The sequence below is a fragment of the Leucobacter chromiireducens genome, from assembly GCF_003917135.1.
Classification (GTDB): domain Bacteria; phylum Actinomycetota; class Actinomycetes; order Actinomycetales; family Microbacteriaceae; genus Leucobacter; species Leucobacter chromiireducens_A.
In genome coordinates, this window is record NZ_RPDI01000062.1 from 1 (window position 1) to 3,568 (window position 3,568).

Consider the following 3,568-nt stretch of genomic DNA (forward strand, 5'->3'; position numbering starts at 1 on the left):
GCGGCGTCGGTCGGCGGATTCGGGCTCACCGGGCTCGCCGAGCGGGCGCGGGCCATCGGCGGCACGGTGCGGTTCGGGGCGGCGGCGGCGGGCGGAGCCGCGCTGGAGGTGCGGCTCGCGCCGCGCACCACGACGGGAGGGCGCCCATGAGCCGCGTGCTGGTGGTCGACGATCACCCGATTGTGCGCGCGGGGATCGTCGGCCTGCTCGAAACGGAGCACGGCGTCTCCGCGGTGGCCGAGGCCGACTCCGGAGAGGTCGCGCTCGAGATGCTCGGCGAGGTGCGCCCCGACGTCGTCCTGATGGATCTGCGCATGCCGGGCATGGGCGGCGTCGAGGCCACGCGGCGCATCGCGCGCGGCGAGTACGCGGCCGCCGCCGAGTTCCCGACGCCTGGCGTGCTCGTGTTCACCACCTACGAGGAGGATGAGCAGATCCTCTCGGCCATCGAGGCCGGGGCGAACGGGTACCTCGTGAAGGCGGCGCCAGCGGCCGAGCTGCTCGCCGCGGTCGCGGCGGTCGCCGCAGGGCAGACCGTGCTCGCCCCCTCCATCGCGGCCCAGCTCGTTGCGCGCATGCGCAGGCCCGTCGAGCGGCCGAGGCTCACCCCGCGCGAGACCGAGATCCTCGGGCTCGTCGCGCAGGGGCTCAGCAACCCGGCCATCGCCGCGCGGCTCGTCATCGGCGAGTCCACCGTCAAGACCCACCTCCTCCACATCTTCGAGAAGCTTGAGGTGTCCGACCGCACCCGCGCGGTCACCCGCGCGATCGAGCACGGAATCCTGGTTTCCCCAGGTTCCTAACACGTTGTCCACAAGGCTGTCCCCAGGCTGTGGAGAATTACACACGTGTAGTTTTTCGCGCGCGGCGAGCGGGTCGCCGTGCGCGACACCCGCAGAATCACGCGGAATCTGAGCGCTCACCCGGCCGATTGGAGTGCGCGCCCGGGCGCGCCTCCGGGGTCCGCTGGCCGCGCGCAGCGGCAGGCCGGGCGCGTCGATCCCCACTATTCACACCCGGTGGACGAATCTATCCACAAGCTGGGGAAAGGTCTGTGGATGGAAACTACACGGGTGTAGTTCACGCGCTGGCGGCGATCCCGCGCTGTCCCTGCGCCGTCCCCGCCGCTCCCGCTGGGCGGCGGAATCGATACGCCAGCAATACGCTCCGGCTCGTAGCATGGAGCCATGCGCGTGTTACTCGTTGAGGACGAGCCAGCCCTGGCCGAAGCGATCCGCGATGGCCTGCGCCTCGAGGCGATCGCCGCCGACATCGCCGGCGACGGCGACACCGCCCTCGAACTGCTCAGCGTCAACGAGTACGACCTCGCCGTGCTCGATCGCGACATCCCCGGCCCCTCCGGCGACGAGGTCGCGGCGCGAATCGTGGAGTCGGGCTCCGGGATCCCGATCCTCATGCTCACCGCGGCGGACCGCCTCGACGACAAAGCGTCCGGCTTCGAGCTGGGCGCCGACGACTATCTGACGAAGCCCTTCGCGCTGCAGGAACTCGTGCTCCGCCTCCGCGCCCTCGACCGCCGCCGCGCGCACCACCGCCCGCCCGTGCGCGAGCTCGCCGGGCTGCGCGTCGACCCGTTCCGGCGCGAGGTGTTCCGCGACGGCAAGTACATCGCTCTCACCCGCAAGCAGTTCGCCGTGCTCGAGGTGCTCGTTGCTGCGGAGGGCGGCGTCGTGAGCGCCGAGCAGCTGCTCGAGCGCGCGTGGGACGAGAACGCAGACCCGTTCACCAACGCCGTGCGCATCACCGTCTCCGCGCTGCGCAAGCGCCTTGGCGAGCCGGGCATCATCGGCACCGTGCCAGGCGTCGGCTACCGCATCGACCCGGGCGAGGCGGAGTCGACGTGACCCGGCAGCCGGGGTTGAGCGCCCGTCTGAAACTCACCCTCAGCTACGTCGCGTTTCTCATGCTGTCAGGCGTGGCACTGCTGGCGGTCGTGTGGCTGTTCCTCCTCCGCTACGTGCCGCAGGACGCCGCGTGGAGCCCCGACGTGTTTATGCCAGGCCGCGGCGACCTGATCCGCGCCTTTCTCCCGGCCGCCGTGTGGGCGCTCGGCCTCCTCCTGCTCGTTGCGGTCGTCGGCGGCTGGTTCCTCGCCGGCCGCATGCTCGCGCCGCTCGCGGAAATCACCGCCGTCGCGCGCGCCGCGGGAGCTGGGGACCTCAGCGCGCGCGTGCAGCTCGCCGGATCGGACGACGAGTTTCGCGAACTCGCCGACAGCTTCGACACCATGCTCAGCCAGTTGGAGTCGCACGTGGGGGAGCAGCAGCGATTCGCCGCGAACGCGTCGCACGAACTCCGCACGCCGCTCGCGATCACGCGCACCACGCTGGAGGTGGCGCGTCGCGATCCTGATCTGGATCCCGCGGCCCTGATCGACCGGCTCTCCGCGGTCAACGAGCGCGCGATCCAGCTCACGGAGGCGCTGCTCCTGCTGAGTCGCAGCGGCCAGCGCTCGTTCACGCGCGAGCGCGTCGACCTCTCGCTGCTGGTGGAGGAGACGATCGAGACGCTGCTGCCCCTCGCCGAGCGGCACGGGGTCACCCTTGAGGTGGTCGGCCCGGCGGTGCACGCGAGCGGCTCGCCCGCGCTGCTGCTGCAGCTCGTCACCAACCTCGTGCACAACGGGATCGTCTACAACCTGCCGGCCGACGGCGTCGTGCAGATCGAGACGCGGCCGGGCCACGACGTGGTGGAGCTCAGCGTGTCGAGCACGGGGGCGGTGCTTGATCCCGAGCTCGTGCGCACGCTTACCGAGCCGTTCCAGCGCGGCGCGGCTCGCACCCGCCGCGACTCGCCCGGCGTGGGGCTCGGCCTCGCCATCGTGGAGAGCATCGTGCGGGTGCACGGTGGCGCGCTCGGCCTCGCGCCGCTCCCCGAGGGCGGCTTGCGCGCCACGGCCTGGCTCCCGGCGGCCTGACGCGCCCGGCGCCGTCCCTCGCCCGCGCCGTCCCCCGCCCGCGCCGTCCCTCGCTCGCGCCCGCGCGATCGGGGTCACTCGGGCAGGGTGTTGCGGTCCAGCCGCGCCCGACACCCTGCCCAAGTGACCCCGATCCGGTGGGGGCGGTGGGAGTGGTGGGGGCGGGGGTCAGTGGGCGAACGCCGGGTGGGACGTCGGATGCGGCAGCGGGCCCGTCAGCGAATCGAGGTAGGCGGTCTCCTCGCGGATCGCGTCGAGCAACGCGTCGGCGAGATCCATCGTGAGGCNCCGGGTGGGACGTCGGATGCGGCAGCGGGCCCGTCAGCGAATCGAGGTAGGCGGTCTCCTCGCGGATCGCGTCGAGCAACGCGTCGGCGAGATCCATCGTGAGGCCGTTCCGCACGACGATGCGCTGCACCGTCTGATCGGCGAGGTTGTCGGGCATCGGGTAGGCCGGCACGAGCCAGCCGCGCATGCGCAGCCGATCCGAGAGGTCGAAGAGCGTCCAGTTCTGCGTGTGTCCCGCGCGCAGCCGCCAGGCGAACACGGGGATCGTGCGGCCGTCGCTCACGAGCTCGAACGCTGCCATCGCTGCGATCCCGCTCGAGAGGTGAACCGCGATCCGCTGCG

At 72.1% G+C, this 3,568-nt stretch carries 4 protein-coding genes; all 4 read left to right on the plus strand.

Going from position 1 to position 3,568, the window contains the following annotated elements; all coding sequences use genetic code 11:
• Positions 1–146 precede the first annotated feature (146 nt).
• Positions 147–803 carry a response regulator gene (locus EGM46_RS14370; protein WP_125100808.1) on the plus strand — a complete coding sequence of 219 codons (657 nt, stop codon included), beginning with the start codon at positions 147–149 and terminating at the stop codon, positions 801–803.
• A gap of 384 nt (positions 804–1,187) precedes the next feature.
• A complete protein-coding gene (locus tag EGM46_RS14375; protein ID WP_125100809.1) occupies positions 1,188–1,865 on the plus strand; it encodes a response regulator transcription factor in 678 nt (225 codons plus the stop codon).
• Positions 1,862–2,938, plus strand: coding sequence for a sensor histidine kinase (locus tag EGM46_RS14380; protein WP_206427596.1), 1,077 nt, complete (start codon positions 1,862–1,864; stop codon positions 2,936–2,938). Before EGM46_RS14375 ends, EGM46_RS14380 begins: the two co-directional genes overlap by 4 nt.
• A 304-nt stretch (positions 2,939–3,242) precedes the next feature.
• Positions 3,243–3,568: hypothetical protein (locus tag EGM46_RS14895; RefSeq protein WP_206427597.1), on the plus strand; the 326-nt coding region annotated here is incomplete at its 3' end.

Coding starts and splice junctions, on each gene's coding strand:
- EGM46_RS14370 (WP_125100808.1), top strand. CDS start 147: ATGAGCCGCGTGCTGGTGGTCGACGATCACCCGATTGTGCGCGCGGGG.
- EGM46_RS14375 (WP_125100809.1), top strand. CDS start 1,188: ATGCGCGTGTTACTCGTTGAGGACGAGCCAGCCCTGGCCGAAGCGATC.